This is a genomic window from Limnobaculum zhutongyuii (genome assembly GCF_004295645.1).
GTDB classification, from domain to species: domain Bacteria; phylum Pseudomonadota; class Gammaproteobacteria; order Enterobacterales; family Enterobacteriaceae; genus Limnobaculum; species Limnobaculum zhutongyuii.
Genome location: NZ_CP034752.1, coordinates 4,057,198 through 4,078,485 on the forward strand (window position 1 = coordinate 4,057,198; position 21,288 = coordinate 4,078,485).

16 protein-coding genes and 1 pseudogene are annotated in these 21,288 nt (G+C 47.5%); 9 read left to right on the plus strand and 8 right to left on the minus strand.

All coding sequences use genetic code 11. The annotated features are described in order from the left end of the window. Window positions 1-136 precede the first annotated feature (136 nt). The 6 genes and pseudogenes from purB to frdD all read left to right on the plus strand — a co-directional run bounded on the left by purB (window position 137) and on the right by frdD (window position 6,613). A complete protein-coding gene (gene purB / locus EKN56_RS18115) occupies window positions 137-1,489 on the plus strand; it encodes an adenylosuccinate lyase (RefSeq protein WP_130593084.1) in 1,353 nt (450 codons plus the stop codon). A 176-nt stretch (window positions 1,490-1,665) separates the two neighbouring features. Next, window positions 1,666-3,069 (plus strand): annotated as a pseudogene (locus EKN56_RS18120) (anion permease). 230 nt (window positions 3,070-3,299) lie between these two features. After that, window positions 3,300-5,108 carry a fumarate reductase (quinol) flavoprotein subunit gene (gene frdA, locus EKN56_RS18125; RefSeq protein WP_130590197.1) on the plus strand — a complete coding sequence of 603 codons (1,809 nt, stop codon included), beginning with the start codon at window positions 3,300-3,302 and terminating at the stop codon, window positions 5,106-5,108. Continuing rightward, a complete protein-coding gene (locus EKN56_RS18130) occupies window positions 5,101-5,835 on the plus strand; it encodes a succinate dehydrogenase/fumarate reductase iron-sulfur subunit (RefSeq protein WP_130590196.1) in 735 nt (244 codons plus the stop codon). Before frdA ends, EKN56_RS18130 begins: the two co-directional genes overlap by 8 nt. 18 nt (window positions 5,836-5,853) lie before the next feature. Beyond that, complete coding sequence (gene frdC, locus EKN56_RS18135; protein ID WP_130590195.1) at window positions 5,854-6,243, plus strand: fumarate reductase subunit FrdC; 390 nt, start codon at window positions 5,854-5,856, stop codon at window positions 6,241-6,243. Between the two features lie 13 nt (window positions 6,244-6,256). Next, window positions 6,257-6,613: a fumarate reductase subunit FrdD gene (frdD, locus tag EKN56_RS18140; RefSeq protein WP_168189576.1), complete on the plus strand. Its 357-nt coding sequence runs from the start codon at window positions 6,257-6,259 to the stop codon at window positions 6,611-6,613. Between the two features lie 293 nt (window positions 6,614-6,906). Here frdD and EKN56_RS18145 read toward each other — a convergent pair whose 3' ends face one another. The 3 genes from EKN56_RS18145 to hypF all read right to left on the minus strand — a co-directional run bounded on the left by EKN56_RS18145 (window position 6,907) and on the right by hypF (window position 13,973). Then, complete coding sequence (locus tag EKN56_RS18145) at window positions 6,907-9,678, minus strand: autotransporter serine protease (protein WP_246019883.1); 2,772 nt, start codon at window positions 9,676-9,678, stop codon at window positions 6,907-6,909. 761 nt (window positions 9,679-10,439) lie between these two features. Beyond that, window positions 10,440-11,615 (minus strand): hypothetical protein, encoded by a 1,176-nt coding sequence (locus tag EKN56_RS18150; RefSeq protein WP_130593086.1) that lies wholly within the window; start codon window positions 11,613-11,615, stop codon window positions 10,440-10,442. Window positions 11,616-11,690: 75 nt separating this feature from the next. After that, the gene (gene hypF, locus EKN56_RS18155; protein ID WP_130593775.1) at window positions 11,691-13,973 is read right to left on the minus strand and encodes a carbamoyltransferase HypF; all 2,283 of its coding nucleotides are present in this window, start codon (window positions 13,971-13,973) and stop codon (window positions 11,691-11,693) included. A 235-nt stretch (window positions 13,974-14,208) separates the two neighbouring features. On the opposite strand from hypF, the gene coaA reads away from it, so the two are divergent. Further along, window positions 14,209-15,162, plus strand: coding sequence for a type I pantothenate kinase (coaA, locus tag EKN56_RS18160; RefSeq protein ID WP_130593087.1), 954 nt, complete (start codon window positions 14,209-14,211; stop codon window positions 15,160-15,162). Between the two features lie 54 nt (window positions 15,163-15,216). Here the strand turns inward: coaA and birA are convergent, their stop codons facing one another. From birA to yccX, 3 genes are all read right to left on the minus strand, one after another. Beyond that, entirely contained in the window at window positions 15,217-16,182 is a 966-nt protein-coding gene (gene birA, locus EKN56_RS18165; RefSeq protein ID WP_130593088.1) for a bifunctional biotin--[acetyl-CoA-carboxylase] ligase/biotin operon repressor BirA, read from the minus strand. After that, complete coding sequence (murB, locus tag EKN56_RS18170) at window positions 16,179-17,216, minus strand: UDP-N-acetylmuramate dehydrogenase (protein ID WP_130593089.1); 1,038 nt, start codon at window positions 17,214-17,216, stop codon at window positions 16,179-16,181. Before murB ends, birA begins: the two co-directional genes overlap by 4 nt. 868 nt (window positions 17,217-18,084) lie before the next feature. After that, the gene (gene yccX / locus EKN56_RS18175) at window positions 18,085-18,366 is read right to left on the minus strand and encodes an acylphosphatase (protein ID WP_130593090.1); all 282 of its coding nucleotides are present in this window, start codon (window positions 18,364-18,366) and stop codon (window positions 18,085-18,087) included. A gap of 167 nt (window positions 18,367-18,533) precedes the next feature. Here yccX and EKN56_RS18180 point away from each other — a divergent pair, with 167 nt between their 5' ends. Next, window positions 18,534-19,115, plus strand: coding sequence for a hypothetical protein (locus EKN56_RS18180; RefSeq protein ID WP_130593091.1), 582 nt, complete (start codon window positions 18,534-18,536; stop codon window positions 19,113-19,115). Window positions 19,116-19,191: 76 nt separating this feature from the next. Continuing rightward, window positions 19,192-20,187: an MBL fold metallo-hydrolase gene (locus EKN56_RS18185; protein ID WP_130593092.1), complete on the plus strand. Its 996-nt coding sequence runs from the start codon at window positions 19,192-19,194 to the stop codon at window positions 20,185-20,187. A 52-nt stretch (window positions 20,188-20,239) separates the two neighbouring features. Here EKN56_RS18185 and EKN56_RS18190 read toward each other — a convergent pair whose 3' ends face one another. Both EKN56_RS18190 and EKN56_RS18195 read right to left on the minus strand, forming a co-directional pair. Next, complete coding sequence (locus tag EKN56_RS18190) at window positions 20,240-20,782, minus strand: HD domain-containing protein (RefSeq protein WP_130593093.1); 543 nt, start codon at window positions 20,780-20,782, stop codon at window positions 20,240-20,242. 86 nt (window positions 20,783-20,868) lie between these two features. Further along, window positions 20,869-21,270 (minus strand): hypothetical protein, encoded by a 402-nt coding sequence (locus EKN56_RS18195; protein ID WP_130593094.1) that lies wholly within the window; start codon window positions 21,268-21,270, stop codon window positions 20,869-20,871. Window positions 21,271-21,288 lie beyond the last annotated feature (18 nt).

Consider the following 21,288-nt stretch of genomic DNA (forward strand, 5'->3'; position numbering starts at 1 on the left):
AGTGAATTTAACAAACTACTCAGGAATAGGTACTTCAGCGCTGACTTAAACCTTATAAGCCAGATCTAAAAATGCTGATGACCCACTTCCTGATTATTTTTCCCTTTTTAGTTTAACGTTAAACTGGAGATAAAACATGAACTCTACCGTTATCGATAGTCAGGTTTTTGGTCCTCTTTTCAGCACTCAAGAGATGCGTACTATTTTCAGCGATAAGAATCTGGTTCAGAAATGGCTGGATACCGAAGCCGCACTGGCAAAAGCGGAAGGTACGCTGGGAATCATCCCACAGGAAGCCATGAAAGAAATTTGCAGCAAAGCCAATGCTGACCTGCTGGATATTCCTTCCATTGGCGAATTCTATAAAAGCTCAATCACCATCGTTCCGTTGCTAAAAGCGTTTAAAAACGTTCTGGATAATAACGCCGGGGAATTCGTGCACTGGGGAGCAACCAGTCAGGATATTGTGGATACCGGTCTGGTTCTGCAAATTCGTGAAGCTCATGCGGTATTGCTAAAAAAAGTACAACAGTGTGAATCGGCCTGCTATGTACTGGCGGAAAAATATAAGCATGTGGTAATGGCAGGTCGCACCCATGTGCAACATGCACTCCCAATTACCATGGGCTTTAAAGCCGCCGTTTGGGCATCCGAGCTCTCTCGCCACGTTACCCGTCTGAATGAGATCACGCCACGCCTGTTTGTTGGTCAGTTCTCTGGTGCAGTAGGCACTTTAGCCTCTTTAGAGACTGAAGGGCTGAAAGTACAAGAATTAATGATGAAAGAGCTGAAGCTAAATGCACCGGATATTGCCTGGCACTCAGCACGGGACAACATTGCCGAATTTATCAACGTACTGGCATTAGTTGCCAGCACCATCGGTAAAATCACCCGTGAAGTTCTTACCTTGCAACGTACTGAAATTGGCGAGCTGGAAGAGCCATTCTTTATGGGAAAAGTAGGCAGCAGCACCATGCCACATAAGCGTAACCCACAGGTTTGTGAAAACGTTATCGCCCTGACCCGTAGCGTACGTGCGCTGGCACCATTGGCGGTTGAGGCCATGAACTGTGAAAACGAGCGTGACTGGAGCTGTGAAATCGCCGAATGGGATTTCGTGCAAAGAGCCTGTCATCTGTTGGATGCCGCATTAGAGAAGAGCGTAGATATTCTGGAAAACCTGATGGTCTATCCGGAAAAAATGGAGAAGAACCTTAACTGCCTGAAAGGTCTGATGCTGTCAGAGTCAGTGATGATGCATCTGGGCACTAAAATGGGCCGCTTAACCGCCCATGAAATTGTCTACACCATCTGTATGGATGCCTTCGAAAAAGACATTGCCATGCAGGATGCCCTGCTCGCCCATCCGGAAGTCATGCAGCACTTCACTACTGATGAAATCAAGCAAATGCTGAATCCACATAACTACATCGGACTGGCAACCACCTTCGTCGATCGCGTGTTAGCTAAACGCCCGATGGCGAAGTAATGCATGGGAACAGAAGCTAACTTCGGCTTCTGTCATTGGTATCCCATACCAATACCTGAACAAAAATAACAATAAGCGGGGTGGTTATTATTGCGCCAGAAAACAGATAAAAACAAAGAGAGATCAAACAATTATTTTATCTGTACGGTCAGTAATACCCCCTGCATGGAGGTCATATGTCCAATAATTTAATAAAAGGGCTGGTGACAATTCTGATTGGGATAGCTATCTGGTTTATTCCGGTACCAGAAGGATTAACACCTCAGGCGTGGCACCTGTTTGCCTTAATGGTTGCCATCATCATCGGATTCATTCTTCAACCTGTGCCGGTTGGTGCAGTTGCCTTTATTGGTATCACCGCCATTGTACTAACCGATACGCTAAAGCTCTCTGAAGCCTTATCAGGTTTTAGTTCAGGCGCTATCTGGCTGATTGTTGCTGCTTTCCTGTTTGCCAGAGGATTTATCAAAACTGGTTTAGGCCGCCGTATTGCCTATATGATCCTCAGAGCCATCGGTGACAGCACCTTAAAAGTGGGCTATGCGCTGGCATTAAGCGATCTGATTCTGGCTCCGGCAACGCCATCCAGCGCGGCGCGAGCTGGAGGAATTATCTTTCCGATAGCCCGTAGCCTTGCTTCTGCACTGGATTCCGAACCCGGACCAACCAGCCGTAAAGCAGGAGCTTATTTCCTGCAAGTTATTTATCAGACTGAATCCGTGGTTTGCGCCATGTTCCTGACCGCTATGGCGGGTAACCCGATGATCGTGGAACTGGCAGCGAAAACTATCGGTGTGGAAATTACCTGGGGAACCTGGGCGCTGGCAGCCTGTGTACCGGGAATTATTGCCTTTATTACCATTCCGTGGCTGATGTATCTGGTTTATCCACCAGAATTAAAGAAGATCCCGCAGGCAAAAATAATCGCCAGTGAAGAACTTAAAAAGATGGGGGCCATCACCACTCACGAAAAAATTCTGGCCGCAGTTTTCTTACTCTCTCTTTTTCTGTGGTGTACTTCCGGCTGGAACGGTTTAAGCGCCACAACGGTAGCCATGCTGGCAGTCTCTTTCCTGTTAATGACGCAGGTACTGACCTAGGATAATGTCATCAAAGAAACCGGCGCCTAGGATACCTTAATCTGGATGGGCAGTCTGGTTGGACTAGCAGCACAATTATCAGCCAAAGGATTTATTCCCTGGTTCGCCGATGCGGCCAGCCATTCAATGAGCGGCTACTCATGGATAACGACCCTATTTTTACTGGTCATTATCTATATGTATTCACACTACGCTTTTGCCAGCCTGACGGCGCATATTTCCGCAATGTATGCGGCATTTATTGCCGTGGCAGTTGCCGCCGGTGCGCCACCTTATCTTGTGGCGTTAGCACTCGCCTTCACCGCCAATATCTGTCTGCCAATAACACACTATAGCGGAGCACCAGGTCCTATCTATTATGGAGCCGGATATGTTGACCTTAGTACCTGGTGGAAAATAGGATTTTTGTTCTCGGTAGTAAATTTAATTATCTGGATTGGGGTGGGATCAATGTGGTGGAAAGTATTAGGTTTATGGTAATCACCTAAATATCCCATTGGAAATTAAATCAATTAAAATAATAAAGCACATACTTAATATGGCAAATGCACAAATATTTTGTCACTCATACAACAAAAGAGTGATGCAAATGCCATATTAAGCTCGCCAGCTCGGCTATAATATGCCGGTTCATATAACTAATCTGTTGCTACACACACAATAAGAAAACTTTAACCCATCCATTAAACTGGAACATTTGGAGGAATGCAGTGCAAACCTTTAACGCAGACATTGCTATCATCGGTGCAGGTGGTGGCGGTCTTCGTGCAGCCATTGCCGCTGCCGAAGCGAATCCCAACAGTACCATTGCGCTGATTTCTAAAGTCTACCCCATGCGCAGCCACACCGTGGCCGCCGAAGGCGGGTCCGCTGCCGTTATCAAGCCTGAAGACAGCTTCGAATCTCACTTCCACGACACCGTCGCCGGTGGAGACTGGCTCTGTGAGCAGGACGTCGTTCAGTACTTCGTGGAAAACAGCCCACGTGAAATGGTGCAGATGGAACAGTGGGGATGCCCGTGGAGCCGTAAAGATGATGGCTCCGTCAACGTCCGTCGCTTCGGCGGCATGAAAGTTGAGCGTACCTGGTTTGCCGCCGATAAAACCGGCTTCCATATGCTTCACACCCTTTTCCAGACCTCCCTCAAATACCCTAACATCAAGCGTTTTGATGAACACTTCGTTCTCGACCTGCTCTCTGATGAAGGTCATGTCCGTGGTTTAGTCGCCATGAACATGATGGAAGGCACCCTGATTCAAATCCGTGCCAATGCCGTGGTGATGGCCACCGGTGGTGCCGGACGCGTTTACCGTTACAACACCAACGGCGGTATCGTGACCGGTGACGGTATGGGTATGGCGTTCCGTCACGGCGTTCCGCTACGTGATATGGAATTCGTTCAGTATCACCCGACCGGCCTGCCGGGCTCCGGTATCCTGATGACCGAAGGTTGTCGTGGTGAAGGCGGTATTCTGGTCAACAAAGACGGTTACCGTTATCTGCAGGATTACGGCATGGGTCCTGAGACTCCGCTGGGCAAACCTGAAAACAAATACATGGAGCTGGGTCCGCGTGACAAAGTTTCCCAGGCCTTCTGGCATGAATGGCGCGCCGGTCGTACCATTCCTACTCCGCGCGGCGATGTGGTCTATCTGGACCTGCGTCATCTGGGTGAGAAGAAGCTGCTTGAGCGTCTGCCGTTCATCTGTGAACTCTCCAAAGCCTATGTCGGCGTTGACCCGGTGAAAGAGCCTATTCCGGTTCGTCCTACTGCGCACTACACCATGGGTGGGATTGAGACCAACCAGCAGTGTGAAACCCGTCTGGCTGGTCTGTTTGCCGTGGGCGAATGTTCCTCTGTGGGCATGCACGGTGCTAACCGTCTGGGCTCTAACTCTCTGGCAGAGCTGGTGGTATTCGGTCGTGTGGCCGGTGAACATGCCATTGAGCGTGCCAAATCTGCCGCACCGGCTAACAGCAGCGCGCTGGATGCACAGGTGGCGGACATTGAAGGCCGTCTGCATGCCCTGCTCAAGCAGGAAGGCACCGAGAACTGGTCGAAAATCCGTGATGAGATGGGCCTGAGCATGGAAGAAGGTTGCGGTATCTACCGTACCGAAGAGTTAATGCAGAAGACCGTCGATAAGATTGCTGAACTGAAAGACCGCTTCAAGCGCGTCAGCATTACTGACCGCAGCAGCGTATTCAACACTGACCTGCTGTACACCATTGAGCTGGGTCATGGTCTGGATGTGGCTGACTGTATGGCTCACTCGGCGCTGTTACGTCGTGAATCCCGTGGCGCGCACCAGCGTCTGGATGAAGGCTGTACCGAGCGTGATGATGTGAACTTCCTGAAACATTCACTGGCCTTCTACAGCCCGGACAGCACCACCCCGCGCATTGAGTACAGTGATGTGAAAATTACCACCCTCCCGCCGGCCAAACGTGTATACGGTGCCGAGGCGGAAGCCCAGGCTAAAGAAGAGGCATTAAAGAAGGAGCAGGCGAATGTCTGAGATGAAAACCCTCAAAGTTGAAGTCATGCGCTATAACCCGGAGCGCGACAGTGAACCCCACTTCGAGGCGTATGATGTGCCTTATGATGCGTCCACTTCCCTGCTGGATGCTCTGGGCTATATTAAGGACAACCTGGCTCCGGACCTGTCTTACCGCTGGTCCTGCCGGATGGCGATTTGTGGTTCGTGCGGCATGATGGTGAACAAGGTGCCTAAACTGGCCTGTAAAACCTTCCTGCGGGACTACACCGATGGTCTGAAGGTGGAAGCGCTGGGTAACTTCCCGATTGAGCGCGACCTGGTGGTGGACATGACTCACTTTATTGAGAGTCTGGAAGCCATTAAGCCTTATATCATTAATGACAGTCTGAAGCCGGAGAACGGTCCGACCATTCAGATGCCGGCACAGATGGAGAAATACCATCAGTTTTCCGGTTGTATCAACTGCGGTCTGTGTTATGCCGCCTGTCCTCAGTTTGGTCTGAACCCGGAATTTATTGGTCCGGCAGTGATTACCCTGGGACACCGTTACAACCTGGATACACGTGATAAGGGTAAAGCGGCCCGTATGCCACAGCTTAACGGCAAGAATGGCGTATGGAGTTGTACCTTCGTCGGTTACTGTTCTGAAGTCTGTCCGAAACACGTTGACCCGGCTGCGGCTATTCAGCAGGGCAAGGTGGAAAGTTCGAAAGACTTTATGATTGCCATGCTGAAACCTCAATAAAGGGAGAGGGATACTATTATGATGACCAAACGTAAACCCTATGTCCGCGAGGTGAAAGCTGACTGGTGGAAGAGACTCGGGTTTTATAAGTTTTATATGTTCCGTGAGAGCACGGCGGTACCTGCCGTGTGGTTCAGTCTGGTGCTGATTTTCGGTGTGTTTGCCCTGAGAAGTCCGGAGAGCTGGTATGGCTTTGTGGGCTTTTTAGCCAACCCGGTGGTGATGGTGATTAATATCATTACGCTGATTATGGCGCTGGTTCATACCAAGACCTGGTTTGACCTGGCACCGAAAGCGGCGAACATTGTGGTGGGCACAGAGAAGCTGAGCGCGAAGCCGATTGTGATGTTCTTCTGGGGCGTAACGATTGTGGCGAGCCTGATAATTCTGGCCGTGGCACTGATTTAAGGAGTCGACTGACATGATTGAACAAAATCCGAAGCGCTCTGACGAGCCGGTATTCTGGGGCCTGTTTGGTGCGGGCGGTATGTGGGGAGCGATTATTGCGCCGGTGATTATATTACTGGTGGCGATAATTCTTCCGCTGGGCTGGGCACCGGAGGCGCTGAGTTATCCGCGCATTCTGGCGTTCTGTCAGGGCTTTATTGGCCGTGTGTTTTTACTGCTGATGATAATCCTGCCGATATGGTGTGGCTTACACCGTATGCACCATATGACGCATGACCTGAAGTGGCATGTACCTGCGGGCAAGCTGGTGTTTTACGGTCTGGCGACCGTGCTGAGTGTGATTGCGGTGATTGGGGTGTTTATGCTGTAAGTGGCATACCCCGTTTGACTGTAGTGATACATGTTGTTAAGAAGCGCCCCTGTCGGGGGCGCTTTTTTCGTATAGGGGAAAGGTTTTAGTTTTAAAATTGGCGATTGTGGGTATTCCGGCCGTGGTGGCGATGTACCTATATGGCCTACAGTGTAAGGCCGGAAGGGCATCTGTACTCAGCCACAGAGTGCGTCGGGCCTAGCCGGGCTACGGGCACTTCGTTGGCTCACGCCAAGTCGCCCCCCACGCCCGTCTCTCCCGACGATTGGCTTTGTTGAAAACAAAGACCAAAATCAAAACCTGACACTAACATTCATATTCACCATATTCGACTGCTGATTATCAGCAAAATACTGCTCATACATCATGTTCAGCGCCATGTTATCCGAGAACTCCCACTCCAGACCGCTACCAACCATCATCACATCGCGAGATAGTGGAACACCATCCAGCGGCATGTATTGGTTCACACCGGTAAAGCTGGCATTGTAACTGCCGTTATCCTGGGCGATAGCCCGCTGATAGTGAGTCTGGGCGGTCAGGTTAACTTTACCTTTATTTCCCATATCCCAACTGTAGCCAGCCCGGGCACCTACACCAGCCTGCCAGCGGGTGGTAGTTTGCGAGTTAGCCTGTAAACCAAAACCAGAAGCACCGGTTTCCTTAAAAGCATCCTGTTTCAGGCTGATATATTGCGTATCAACATAAGGGGTAAACTGCCAGCCCTCTTTCTTCATGCGATAACCCATTTCACTACCCAGTGTGAAATAATTACCGCTTTGATCGCTGTTAACACGCGCAGTCTGATTACCCAATAACAGGGTCCGTTTTTGTTGCCCATCGTAATAGCCGGATGCAATACGCCCGGTGACATAGTAAGAGTCAAAGATCTTACCACCATACAAAGAGGCTTCACCCACGGTACCGCTACTGTTTTCTGAGCCACGGCTCAAGCTACCATAGGTATTACTGCGGGTAAGTGAACTACCGATAAAGGTGTTTTTATCCAGAAAAACATCCTGTCCCATCACCCAGCCGTTCATGTTGTAATTAACACCAGAGAAACCGGTGCTGTTCAGGTTGCTTTGATAATTAATATTGCCGGTCCAGGCGTTACTTCTTGGGGAATCCATTAGCTGAGCAATATGGTCAGAAACCTGACGGTTATTAACGTTAACCGCCTGCATGGTCATAGCCATAGTCGCGGCGGGTAGTTGTCCGGACAGGCTCTCCAGTGAGGCTTGAGCCGCCTGAGCATTCGGTGACTGTTGCAGGCTGGCCGCACCATTCAGGAATTCAGACATTTTGGCATCAGCCGGAGTTGGTGAATTAGCCAGTTGCTGATCTAACTGAGTAAATGCCTGCTCAACCCGGGTGGCACCTGAAGTTGCTGCCGCATTGTATTCCACACCGGCGACATTCGTGGCCTGTACTCGTTGGATATCCAACCAAACCTGATTGTTACTGTAATCTGGTGTTGCATCCAGAAAAACACCGGATGCCTTAGTGAAAGTAGCAAATTTTCCGGTTACGCCCCCCTGAGCGGTTAACACATCCTGACGCTGAGTTGTGGTGACATACCCCTGCGGAACCGCCAGTACATGAAGATCGCCAGCCAGAGATGCAGTTCCCTGAACATTCAGTGTGGAGCCTAATACCAGCGCTAAATGGCCATCAGCAGTTTGGGTATAATTGCTGTTAAAGTTGGTTTGACCATTACGTAATACTACGTTGCCCTGATTGTTAACGTTACCGCCAACACGATGGACATCCAGCGTACCGGATGGGCCAACGTTTACCGCAGAAACCAATCCATTATCGGAAGCCAGCGTACCACCTAATACTTGAGTTAAACCGGTATAGGTCGCATCTTTTCCAAGTATCAAAGTACCGGTGCCATTCTTAATCAGGCCACCGGTTCCGCTAATTGAGTTACCCCAGGTTGAGCTATAGCCACTGAATGAAACGCTGACATCACCCCAGTCAAACTTCGCCGGACCACGTACTGCGGCATCAACATTTAGCATGCCGTAACCAAAGGTGGCATCCACGCCAGGAGCACCAATATCGGTTGCGGTTCCCAGCAGAGTCTGGCGAACTAAATCATTGGTAAAATAGGGGAATGCTTGCCATACCATCGCAGCAGCACCGGTTACTTGAGGAGTGGCAAATGATGTACCAGAAACCAGTGAATTGCTTAGCGCACCAGTTTCTGCATTTTGACTCAGAACCGATACCGTGCCCGGAGCCACCAGACAATAATTCATGCTGATACCACAGGCATTCGCATAAGCCGAAAGCTCATCAGGCCGGTTCACATTAACGGCGCTAACCACCAACCATCCCTTCTCTAAGGCAGCTGAATTAGCAATGGTTGGTAAAGAGGCAATTTTGGTTGGCGTAATATCGCTGTCATTACCGCTGGCAAATACAACTAATCCACCATGAGAAACCACAAAGTATTGATAAGCATTAACATAGCTGTTGGTGGTTGATGTATCAGTCACCGACCAGTCAGGCATACTCCATGAGTTATTCAGAATTTTAGCGCCCGCATTCGCCATATCATAATTCACTTTGGCTAAAGAGTACCCCTTACTGCCTGCGGAACTGGAGGTATCAGAAATAATGCGGCCACTGACGATAGTAACCCCTGGCGCAGTACCACCGGAGAACGGTCCGACCCGCTGCCCTGCTAAAGTTTGCGCTACGGAGGTACCATGACCACGGACATCGCCCACGCTGGTATCGTTAGTACTTGGGTCAACATAAGTTAATGATTGAGCGATTTTGCCCTGAAGTGCCAGATTGGAAGTTAATACCCCACTATCAACCAAACCGACAATCACTCCGGCACCGGTATATCCCGCCATACGAGCTTCTGCGGCATGAGTAATAAACAAATTCTGGTTGTAGGTATCGCGAGTAAATGGTTCTGTCGCTGAGATAACCGGAGCAGTCGTTTCTGCGGGAGGTGTAGTTGGAGTAGAAGTTCCGCCAACGCCGTCATTACCGCCACCACCACCGCCTCCTCCTCCGCCACCACAGGCAGAAAGAGTTAACATTAAAAGAGAATTTCCAGTGAGATATAAAGATTTTTGTAATAATGATTTTTCTGAGGACATGAGGAGTACCTCCGGCTTTTATTAGCCGTTTTTATAAGCAATTTAAACACTCCTTGAATTCCGCAAATAAGACTTAGTATTTCGGATTTCAGATATAAGTCATCCCTCCCCCTGAAAGCTTTCCCAAAGGCTTCGGAGATAATACTTATGAATAACAATGTTATGTTGCTTACTGACTAACCCTATCAAATGAATTGCAACGACACTTTTGATGGTTATTCTAAATGTAATGCTAGACGCACTATCCACACCCGTCAAATATATAGAGATATTTTATTTACAATTAATTAACAATAGAATTAATTCAATTAAAACAATTAACTAAAGAAATAAAATGTGATTTTTGATTAAATAATGATCATTAACTCTTATAAAACAATAAAATAACCACACAGTTATAAGTGATATAAAACTATTCTAACCACTCATAAAGGAACACTTTTTATGTGGATTTAAATAGAATAAATAAAAACCGGAATTTTTTTATGGACATTAATATTTTGATAACATATTTGATTAATAAACAATCAAAAGGGTGTTTCATATAAAATGAATTTATTTTTTATTATTTAACTTTGAACATTAACAATTTGAATAAACCATATAAAAAACAAGTGAATTAAAGTGTTGTTAAATTAGAGTAGATATCAATGCGATGCGGTTATACCTACGGATATCCGTTCAGTACCGCACCGTTTTGATTAATTCGTAATGTTAAAACTGCCGGCATGTGTTTTGATCACAGAGTAAGGCAGTACTGACCAGTCCGGATATTCACATGCCCGAGCAACTCGGGGAAATGATGGGCTAAAATAGATCCCCTTCGGCGTAAAATGCCAGTTAACAAATGACCAGTATTCAACCGTACTGTAATCACATTCATCACTCTTTTTCATTTGAGATGGATGAAGCTTACGCATTTGTTCTACAATCCAGGGGGCAAAAACTGTGCTTCGATAAGCGGAGAATGTTTCAAAACTTGCATCATCGCCACCCTGCTCGTTGTAATAAATTGGCTTACCTTTTCCGAGCCAGATGACATCTTCAAGCGCCAGTTCCTTACCACTCTTCATATCCAAATTGATTGGTGAATCAGCAAAGTCTGGATGGGCACCACCACAATAGTAATCAGTAAATACCGATGCGCTAATCACCAAAGGGGAAAAATAGGTTGGTTTTACCGATTGATTAAAGTCTGCCTGTCCGGAACTACCTGATAATCCTCCCAACATACACCCATGATAATCAACAACTTCACGCCACAACCGATCTCTCAACCTTACATTCACCTGGGCCATCTGATCCTGAGGATAACCAGATACCAGTTCAAACATTCGAATGCCTGAACCAGGTTCTTTCCACCAGCGAATACGATATCCCATGAACTCCTGTTCATTCTCTGCCTTCAAAGGCATATTCAGCAGGCGCAAATAGTCATAGAGATTATCCTTGCTCAATTCGTTCTGATAAGGCGTTAGCGTTTGTTTTTGGCCTACAGGAACAATTGCTGGCAGCAGTGATACATCAATAGTTTTTGCTTTATCGCCATGCCACTGACCGCTAAGTCCCCCTTCAGGCGTTGGCGTTAACATCAACCTCGGCGCTTTTTGCTTGCCTGTCACCCGTTCATTTTCATATAGCTCAAGACTACCACCTTCTGATAGGGTTCCCGTCAGAGCGATATCTTTACGATAGCGTAGATAAAAATAGCGCCCTGTTACTTCATTCGATTCAGAAGTAACCAGCTCAATGACCACTGGAGATTTACCAATTTGACCGGTATAGGTCATTTGCTGTTCATCATGTTGTGCATATGCCGGACACAGCACGCCAAGCCAAATAATTGCCGTGGCGGAAAGTAACGTTAATAATTTCATAGCAACCCTTAACTGATATCGACACGTATTATGTGTGTCGCCAGTTTCCAATAACAGATCAATGATAGACGCTTATTAACGGGCTGCCGCAATAATCGCCTGTCCAAGAGATAATCCACCATCCCCCATTGGCAAACGTTCTGGCCAAATAACCTGCATTTCTCCCAGATAATGGATCAATAACTCCCGCAATAATCGATTGTGCATAACACCTCCGGACAGCACAACGGTGTCGATCTGATGCTGTCGGGCAAACATCTTAGCCATAGTAGCGAAACCTTGGGCTAATGCGTCGTGAAACGCATAGGCTCTCTCTGCCGCTGGTGCCTGATATGCCAACCATTGATGCCAGAATGTCGCCAAATCCAACTGATTATTTACCACTGGCATCGTTACCGGATGAGCTGTTCGACAACATTGTCGAGCCAGCGCCTCCAGCTTACAGGCCGCCTCCCCTTCCCAACTGATAGCAGAAGAAGAGATTGCCAGCGCTGCAGCAACCGCATCAAACAAACGACCACAAGAAGATGCTGGCGGCGAATTTAGCCCTCGCTCAATGGCAATAGCCAATGGCTGCCAGTTTTCCCGGTGAATCACTGCCGCTGCGGGATAGTTTTGCCAGTCAGGTACAAAGCGTAGCCACTGCGCTAAAAGATTACGCCACGGTTGAGAAGATGCCTTATCACCTCCTGGCATTGCCACTGCGGGCAACCCACCAAGGTGATGGCAATGCTGATAGTCAACCAACAGACATTCTCCCCCCCATAGCTGTCCATTCTCGCCGTATCCCAGACCATCCAAAGCCAGACCAATTACCGGCCCTTGTTCTTTTCGCCAGCCATGTTCTGCCAGACAGGAGGCAATATGAGCATGATGATGCAAAACCTCTATAATCGGCAATCCATATTGTGCTGCCAGTTCTCTGCCATAGCGGTGACTGACGTAGCCAGGATGGGCATCAACGACGATAGCTTCTGGTACAAAATGATAAATATCTTCAAATAACCTGAGTGATTGTTGATATTGCTGCTGAATATCCAGATCGTCCAGATCGCCCAAATGCTGACTGAGTACCGCAGAGTTACCCCTTAACAAGCAGAAGGTATTTTTCAGATCGGCGCCCATCGCGAGAATCGGAGATAGATGTTCAAAACCCTGAGGTAGCTCAATCGCATCAGGGACATAGCCTCTGGCACGCCGTAACATCTCCGCTTTACCATGGTGATAGCGTATTACCGAGTCGTCTGCCCGCTGCACAATATCCCGATTATGCATCAACCACAGGTCAGCAATATCGGCTAAATCATCCAGTGCCTGCTGGTTTGACAGCGCCGGAGGTTTACCGGAGGCGTTACCGGAAGTCATCACCAACGGTCGGTTAACCATACCAATTAACAGGTGCTGCAAAGGATTTGATGGCAGCATCACCCCCACTTCATCCAACCCCGGACAAATGGCATCACTTAAAGGGGAACCCAGAGATTGTGTCAACAAAACAATCGGGGCCGGGCTGCTTTTTAGCAGCTGCTTTAATCCGTCATCATGTTCCTGACTACAATAATTCAGCCACTGTGCTGAGGGCAACATAACGGCTAAGGGCTTTGACGGGCGATGTTTACGCTGACGTAATTTATTAACGGCATCACTATTAGTGGCATCACACGCTAAATGAAAGCCACCCAAACCCTTTATGGCCAAAATACCACCGTTTAATAATAAATCAGCGGCCTGTTGCAGCGCATTGTCTCCGATTATTCCCGTGGCTGATAAATCACCTTGGCGACTAAGCCAGATGTGAGGACCACAAACCGGACAGGCATTGGGCTGAGCATGAAAACGACGGTCTGCCGGTGATTCATATTCCACTAAACAGGCCGGACACAGAGGAAATTCAGCCATTGCCGTATTAGGCCGGTCATAAGGCATTTTGTGAATAATCGTAAAGCGTGGACCGCAATGGGTGCAGTTAATAAAGGGGTAGTGGTAACGACGATCTTCAGGATGATAAAGCTCGCTCAGGCAATTGGGACAGGTTGCCGCATCGGGTATCACTTGGGTATCCATATGGCCTTCACCACTGCTGCGAATGGCGAAATCCATCGGTAACGTCTGCCAGTTTAAACAATGAGGAGTAATGCTTTCTATATGAGCCAGCGGCGGGCAGCGTTGATAAAGTTGGGTTAAAAAAGTCTGATAAATGTCTTCTGGTGGCATCACCAGACGAATCAGTACGCCTTCAGCATCATTACAGACATCGCCTGTTAACGCTAAATCATGAGCTAATTGCCATACATAAGGACGAAAACCGACCCCCTGCACTTTTCCTTTAACCCGAAGCTGTATCCCATTCGATATCACATCATGCCCCTTAAAAATAATGTTCACGATTATCGCCCGTATCACCGCCATTTTGCGCCACCAATCACGACGGGTCATCCAAAAAGATCAAAGAAATTATCAATTAGGCCACAAAAACTACTCTGATTTGGCTGAAGATGTCTATAATGTCACCTCACGTCGACTATTCCCTTGTTCGGCCCGCAGCTACGACGCAATAACAATACACAGGATGCTGACCAACAGAGTACGGTTTATGAATAACAATCAACAACTATTTGCTTTAGGCCCCTACATGGAATTTAGTCGTAAACAATGGGCTGCTCTGAGGGATTCAGAGCCATTGACGTTAACCGAACAAGAAATTATTAACCTGAAAGGGATCAACGAAGACCTGTCGCTGGACGAGGTTTCTCAGGTTTATTTACCGCTTTCCCGACTGTTAAATTTTTACATCGACAGTAATCTGCAAAATCAGGCGGTACTGGAGAAGTTTCTGGGAATTAAAAACCAACGGGTTCCTTACATTATCAGCGTTGCCGGTAGCGTTGCCGTGGGTAAAAGCACCAGCGCACGTGTACTACAGGCGCTGTTGAGCCGTTGGTCGAAACATCGGCGCGTTGAATTAGTCACCACCGATGGATTTCTGCACCCTAACCATATTCTGCGTGAACGGGATATGATGCAGAAAAAGGGATTTCCTCAGTCCTACGATATTCAAAATCTGGTGCGTTTTGTTTCAGATATTAAATCAGGGGTACCACGGGTAGAAGCGCCGGTTTATTCACATCTGACTTACGATATTCTGCCGGGCGAAACTCAGGTTATTGAGCAGCCGGATATTCTGATTCTTGAAGGGCTTAACGTACTGCAGAGCGGGATGGATTATCCTCAGTCACCGCACCGGGTTTTTGTTTCCGATTTTGTCGACTTTTCTATTTATGTTGATGCTAAAGAAGAATTGCTGCATCAATGGTACGTTAATCGCTTCCTTAAATTCCGTAAGGGTGCGTTCTCTGATCCTGACTCGTACTTCCATAGCTATGCCCAGCTGTCAGAAGAGGAGGCCGTGAATATTGCCAACAATATCTGGCTGGAGATTAATGGAAAAAACCTGATTCAGAATATTCTGCCCACCAGAGAAAGGGCCAGTCTGATTCTGACAAAAGGGGATAACCACGCGGTAGAAAAAGTTCGGTTGCGTAAATAACCAAGCTTCTCCATAAAGATCTACTATCCCCCGCGCTAAACGCGGGGGAATGAGTTAGCCATTATCAGGACGCAGAGAGATTTCTCCACCAATGAAAGGTTTAAGTACGCCGTCCTGATCCAACAACAGTGCCCCTTGCTTATCAATGCCTCTGGCAATACCATGAATTTGCTGTTCGCCAATTAACAGTTTTACCGGTCGATCGATAAAGTTATCCAGCTTACGCCAGCGAGAAACGAACGGAGCCAGCCCTTGTTGTTCAAACTGAATCAGGGATTCCCGCAGGGTTGAAAGTAAGCAAGGTACCAGCTCGTTACGATCGATAGCGATACCGCTATCAGCCAGATTTGCCCATTGTTGATTAACAACATTGCTATCCGGTTCACGCATACTTAAATTGATACCCGCCCCAATCACCACATTGGCAGCATCACCGGTTTTTCCGGTCAGCTCAACCAGAATTCCCGCCAGCTTACGATCGTTCAGATAGAGGTCATTTGGCCACTTAACCTTTACCCCTTCCGCACCTAGTTTGCGCAGGACTTCAGCCATCACAATGCCAATCACCAGACTAAGGCCAATTGCCGCTGCCGGCCCCTGCTCCAAACGCCAGAACATAGAAAGATACAGGTTAGCACCAAAAGGAGAAAACCACTGACGACCGCGACGACCGCGGCCAGCCTGCTGATATTCAGCCACACAGGCATCACCAGACTGGAGTTGTTCGAGCCGCTCCATCAGATACTGGTTAGTGGAATCAATAACCGCTAATACAGTCACTCGCCCTTCAGTCAAACGCTGTTTAATTAATTGCTCATCAAGCAGTTGGATTGGTGCTGGCAAGCTATAGCCTTTACCGGGAACGGTAAAGACATCCAATCCCCAATCTCTCAGGGTCTGCATATATTTATTGATGGCGGCACGACTCATACCCAGCTCAGCGCCTATTTGCTCACCGGAGTGGAATTCCCCGTCAGAGAGTATCTTTACCAGCTGCAACGGTACTGCAATATTCTTCATGCCAGCACCTCAAGCGCATTGCGCTCACCGGTTTTGCCAATAAAACGAACTTCCGGCTCCAGCAGAACATTAAACCGTTCAGCCACTTGCTTTTGCACATAAGCAGCTAAATCGACAACATCCTGAGAGCTGGCATTATCCTGATTAATCAGTACCAATGCCTGCTGTTGATGAACCGCAGCCCCACCAATACGATGGCCTTTCAGTTGACACATATCAATCAGCCAGCCCGCTGCCAGTTTTTCCTGACCGTCAGCTTGCGGATAGTGAGGAGCGCCTGGGTAGTGCTTCAGAATTTCAGCTGCCTGTTGAGCGCTTACTACCGGATTTTTAAAGAAGCTACCCGCATTTCCCGTCACATTAGGGTCGGGTAACTTACTGGTACGCATGGCACAAACCGCATCAAACACCTGGATTGGCGCCACAGTTTCCAGATCAAACTGACGCAAATCGCCATAGCTTAAAACCGGTTTCCACTGCTTCGGCAGTTTTAAACCAACCGCCACAATGGCATACCCATCGCGGAACTGATGCTTAAAAATACTTTCCCGATAGCCAAAATGACACTGCTCAGATTTCAGTCGGGTTAACTCTCCGGTTCTTAAATTAAGCAGGTCGACATATTCACAAACGTCTTTCAGCTCAACGCCATAAGCGCCAATATTCTGAATAGGAGCGGAACCAACACAACCAGGGATCAGCGCCAGATTCTCTAACCCGGCAATATTATGCTCCAGCGCATACCGCACCAGCTCATGCCAGTTTTCACCAGCACCCACATGCAAATACCAGTTATTAGCCGACTGCCCGATTTCCCTGCCTTTAATGCGATTTTGAATAATCCAACCATCAAAATCTTCTAAAAATAACATGTTACTACCTTCTCCCAACAACAATGCCGGACACTGTTGTTGTTCAGACTCCTGCCATGCATCAACCAATTGCTCAGCAGATTCAGCAACAATGACGCGCCGGGCATGAACGGGTAAACCAAAAGTATGAAGATTCTGAATCGACACGGATGGATGAGTCATAGAAGATCCTGACGTAGTTATTAGGGTGATTAAAATACAGGGAAAATGATGTGGTTAGTCTACCTGAATATAGGGGGATGACATAGGGGGGAATAGACCTCTCAATCTTTAATCAGCTTCATATCAGAACGGTGTACATTTCGCCGCCTCAAATACTGAGACTAACTCAGCTCCGCAGCTTGCGTCGAGTCAGGGGTGTTGAGGGGCGAACACCCCTGACAACCCAAGATTTAACCACTGTTATTGTTTTGGGTTCTTTTTAGTTCTGTGTACATTTCGCCGCCTCAAATACTGAGCCCAACTCTGCTCCGCTGCACGCGTCGAGTCAGGGGTGTTGAGGGGCTAACACCCCTGACAACCCCCGCCCTTTTTAATCGCCGCTGCCTTCGCAGACTGGTTCTGCGTTTGTACATTAATCACTGCCTATATGGGCATGCGTGATTCGAGGTTGCGACTTGTGCTTTAGTTTACTTTTCTGAGAAGTATTGGGTAAGACCCTTCTGATCTTTGCCCTTTGCCCTTTGCCCTTTGCCCTTTGCCCTTTGCCCTTTGCCCTTTGCCCTTTGCCCTTTGCCCTTTGCCCTTTGCCCTTTGCCCTTTGCCCTTTGCCCTTTGCCCTTTGCCCTTTGCCCTTTGCCCTTTGCCCTTTGCCCTTTGCCCGACGCTGGCACCACTGTCGAGATAAACACAATACTTAAAGCGGCGAAACTTACACCTGACCAAACATTCAAACAGCAAAACTGCACAGTCACGGGGAGTGCAGAGGGGCGTTCGCCCCAACGCCCCTTTGCTCGACGCAGGCACCATTGCCGAAATAAACACAACATCCAAAGCGGCGAAATTTACACCAAGCCAAGCCAAACTAACCTTAATACCTAATCCTAAACCCCGCTATATCCTTCATATCCTTCACCGCCCGCGGCTCCACCAACACCCTTTCCACCCTCGCCGACTTGGGCCCAACCTTAAGCCACGCCAGTAACTTCTCTACCTGTTGCTGCTCACCGCAGGCAAATACCTCAACCTGACCATCATCCATATTGTAAGCATAACCTGTCACACCCAGCGCCACTGCCTGCTGTTGAGTGTAATAACGAAACCCAACCCCCTGCACAATTCCTGAGACATAAGCCACATAGCAGACCTGCATTACGCCCTCCTTTACTTACTGAAAGTAAAATACTTTCCATAAATTATTAGCAAAATAAGAAATCGATTACATCATTTACCAGATATATTCATTATTATATATCCGCACTCAATTACCATTTGTTGATGCTACGAATAAAATATAACAACGCTCAGAAGGAACCTGACATGTTTAAAAATCTCTTCGGCAAGAAAACGCCCCAAAAAGAATTCATTACCATCACACTTAACGCCAAATTGCAGCCAATGCACCGTGCCGATCTGGACGATGCTTTAAGCATCGTCCTCGACAAACAAAATATCGGTGATATCTGCGGCGGTGGTTCACTGTTAGAAGATAATGGTGAAATTCAGGAATGCAACATTGAAATCGAAGCAATCGATAGCAGCGAACAGGCTATTGAGCATATCTTGAGTTTTCTGAAAAACACGCTCTCTCCCAAAGGGTCCAGACTACGCATCGGGGATAAGGTCATTCCTTTTGGCGAACATGAAGGACTCGGCCTCTATCTTAACGGTACTGACCTGCCGGATGAGGTCTATCAAAATTGTGATATTAATGAAGCCTGGGCAGAAATTGAAAAACTGCTGGGAGATGAAGGCAGCATACACAGCTACTATCAGGGCAATACTGAAACCGCACTCTACATCTATGGCAACCAGTTTGAAGTTATGTATCAGTTAATTAAGCCATATCTCGACAGCTATCCATTGTGCCAACAGTGCCGCGTTGTAAAAATAGCCGGTTAATTTTTATTTAGTGATAATGCCTCTATAGTTAATAGGGATATGATCACCATAATCAGACACAGAGGAACAACCAGGTATGAAGACAAACGTTCGCCGGATTCTGCTTGCTCTGACGATAGCAGGAAGCGGCCTGATTGCAGCGGTCCAACCCGCTGTGGCTAATATATCAACGCCAGCTCAACAAAAAGTACAGGTTCCTGGCTATTACCGAATGCAATTAGGCGATTTTGAAATTACTGCGCTGTATGACGGTTATGTCAAAATCGATAATAAACTTCTCAAGGGAATAAGTGCTAAAGACGCTAAAACCCTGATGGACAAAATGTTTATCGACAGCAACAACGGCGTACAAACTGCCGTTAACGCTTATCTGATTAATACCGGAAAAAATCTGGTGTTAGTAGACTCAGGTACCGCAAAATGTTTTGGCCCAACGCTGGGAGCAATTAACAGCAATATTAAAGCGGCGGGTTACTCACCTGAGCAAATTGACACCGTATTGCTAACCCATCTGCATGCTGATCATACTTGTGGTATCGCCGATGACGGTAAGATGGCTTTCCCTAACGCCACGGTATATGCATCCAAAGGTGATGCTGATTACTGGTTAAGCCCGGCCGTTATGGCTAAAGCACCGGATGAAGCAAAACCTTTATTCAAAATGGCTCAGGATGCCGTAGCCCCGTATCAAACCGCGGATAAGTTTAAAGTCTATAATCCCGGAGATACCTTAATTCCTGGAGTCGAAGTGGTTGCAACACCAGGCCATACCCCAGGTCACTCCTCTTATCTGTTCAGTTCAAAGGATCAAAATCTGTTGGTATGGGGTGATATCGTTCACAGCCATTCCATTCAGTTTGCTCATCCTGAAGTGGCGCTTGAATTCGACGTTAACAGTAAGCAAGCGATAGAAACCCGTAAGAAGATGTTTGCTAATATCGCGAAAAATGACTTGTGGATTGCTGGGGCGCACTTACCGTTTCCAGGGCTTGGACACGTAGGCGTTGAAGGCAAAGGCTATAAATGGGTCCCGATTGAATACAGCCCAATTATTGTAACGCCAGAAAAATAATTTTGATGATGTCAAAAAGGCCGCGCATGCGGCCTTTCTTACTAAATTAACTTCACAGGCTATTCAATCGCCTTCTGGCCTCATCCATTCCTCTCATCACCATCTCTTCTGCACGCTGAAATAAGCCACGATCGCCCTGAACCAGAACCGCTAACTGACTGCGTTTCTCCCCCAGATAGTCCACAGCAAATTCCGGGTCAAACAGTGCAATATTTCGGCTATTGTCGATAATGTCCGCCAGTTTAATGGTTTTAGCTTCCGGACAGGCTTGAGCGGTATGCAACAGGTCAAGATGAAATCTGGCTTTGCGATCGCCATCGGTGCTGCGACTAACTTTGGTCAGCATCTCAACATAATTCGCCACCGTGTAGCCAAAATATCGTTCAATATCAATCAGATTTACTCCAGTATCTTCTACCGTATCATGCAGCCAGGCGGCTGCAATCATCTCCTGAGTATGGGAAACGGACCGAACCAGCTCAACGACCGCTGCCGGGTGAACAATATAAGGTGCATTAGTGTATTTACGGCGTTGATTTACCTCAGTATGTGCCTGAGTGGCAAATTCCCTCGCTCTTAACTCCAGATCGCTCATCTATTGCCCCATAAATGACTTAGTTCCTGATATTAACTTTATGACATGGATAACAAGGTGTCAGGTAAATTAACCTCTGTATTTACTCAACCGCAGATATCAGTTGTGAACTCACCAACAGGAAGCCAGTAATACAACGACATCAATCCTGCAATTTGAGAGAGAAAATAGAGCACCACTCCTAATACTATCGCGCCAACCAACCAGCATAAAATTCTCACTATGCGAGGCTGCCGTAATAGGTCAGAGCACTTATACAACAGAAAGAAATAGAACAGGCTAATCAGTAAACCTATCAATATCGCCGGCACTAACAATTGATCATTAAACTGTTTTAACTGCAGCCGTAATGCTTCAGAGCATCCTAACGATGAGATTCCATAAGTCGAGGTCGCCCAGCTCTCCAGAATCAGCGTTAAAGAATGGCAAAACAGTAACCATAAGCTGGAAGAGAGCACCAGCGGAAATATTATGCGTAAATGATTCATTAAATATGCGGTTCCTTC

Bases quoted from the DNA above. Each gene is read 5' to 3' on its own strand.
- purB (WP_130593084.1), top strand. From the start codon at position 137: ATGAACTCTACCGTTATCGATAGTCAGGTTTTTGGTCCTCTTTTCAGC.
- EKN56_RS18130 (WP_130590196.1), top strand. From the start codon at position 5,101: ATGTCTGAGATGAAAACCCTCAAAGTTGAAGTCATGCGCTATAACCCG.
- frdC (WP_130590195.1), top strand. From the start codon at position 5,854: ATGATGACCAAACGTAAACCCTATGTCCGCGAGGTGAAAGCTGACTGG.
- frdD (WP_168189576.1), top strand. From the start codon at position 6,257: ATGATTGAACAAAATCCGAAGCGCTCTGACGAGCCGGTATTCTGGGGC.
- EKN56_RS18145 (WP_246019883.1), bottom strand. From the start codon at position 9,678: ATGTTAACTCTTTCTGCCTGTGGTGGCGGAGGAGGAGGCGGTGGTGGT.
- EKN56_RS18150 (WP_130593086.1), bottom strand. From the start codon at position 11,615: ATGAAATTATTAACGTTACTTTCCGCCACGGCAATTATTTGGCTTGGC.
- coaA (WP_130593087.1), top strand. From the start codon at position 14,209: ATGAATAACAATCAACAACTATTTGCTTTAGGCCCCTACATGGAATTT.
- birA (WP_130593088.1), bottom strand. From the start codon at position 16,182: ATGAAGAATATTGCAGTACCGTTGCAGCTGGTAAAGATACTCTCTGAC.
- murB (WP_130593089.1), bottom strand. From the start codon at position 17,216: ATGACTCATCCATCCGTGTCGATTCAGAATCTTCATACTTTTGGTTTA.
- yccX (WP_130593090.1), bottom strand. From the start codon at position 18,366: ATGCAGGTCTGCTATGTGGCTTATGTCTCAGGAATTGTGCAGGGGGTT.
- EKN56_RS18180 (WP_130593091.1), top strand. From the start codon at position 18,534: ATGTTTAAAAATCTCTTCGGCAAGAAAACGCCCCAAAAAGAATTCATT.
- EKN56_RS18185 (WP_130593092.1), top strand. From the start codon at position 19,192: ATGAAGACAAACGTTCGCCGGATTCTGCTTGCTCTGACGATAGCAGGA.
- EKN56_RS18190 (WP_130593093.1), bottom strand. From the start codon at position 20,782: ATGAGCGATCTGGAGTTAAGAGCGAGGGAATTTGCCACTCAGGCACAT.
- EKN56_RS18195 (WP_130593094.1), bottom strand. From the start codon at position 21,270: ATGAATCATTTACGCATAATATTTCCGCTGGTGCTCTCTTCCAGCTTA.